This window comes from Paractinoplanes ferrugineus (genome assembly GCF_016862195.1).
GTDB classification, from domain to species: domain Bacteria; phylum Actinomycetota; class Actinomycetes; order Mycobacteriales; family Micromonosporaceae; genus Actinoplanes; species Actinoplanes ferrugineus.
In genome coordinates this window covers 1-505 of record NZ_BOMM01000130.1, presented here as the reverse complement: position 1 = coordinate 505, position 505 = coordinate 1, and the positions used below count along the sequence as shown (strand labels likewise).

Genomic DNA, 505 nt, shown 5'->3' with positions numbered 1-505 from the left:
CCGGCGGTCCAGTCGATGTGTGGTGAGGGTTGTTGGGCGTGCAACGTCCGCGGGAGGACCCCGTGCTGCATGGCCATGATGATTTTGATGATGCCGGCGACTCCGGCTGCGGCTTGGGTGTGTCCGATGTTGGATTTGAGGGAGCCGAGCCATAGTGGGTGGTCGCGGTTTTGGCCGTAGGTGGCGATGATGGCTTGGGCTTCGATGGGGTCGCCGAGGGTGGTGCCGGTGCCGTGGGCTTCGACGGTGTCGATGTCGGTGGGGGTGAGGCCGGCGTTGGTGAGGGCTTGGCGGATGACTCGTTGTTGGGCGGGGCCGTTGGGTGCGGTGAGGCCGTTGGAGGCGCCGTCTTGGTTGACGGCGGTGCCGCGGACGAGTGCTAGTACGGGGTGGCCGTTGCGGTGTGCGTCGGAGAGTTTTTCGAGGGTGAGGATGCCGACGCCTTCGGACCAGCCGGTGCCGTTGGCGTCGGCGGAGAAGGATCGGCAGCGGCCGTCGGGGGACA

1 protein-coding gene is annotated in these 505 nt (G+C 66.9%); it reads right to left on the bottom strand.

What is annotated here, in order from left to right; all coding sequences use genetic code 11:
- A partial coding sequence (locus Afe05nite_RS43550; protein WP_203823230.1) for a beta-ketoacyl synthase N-terminal-like domain-containing protein occupies nt 1–505 on the bottom strand: 505 nt, incomplete at both ends.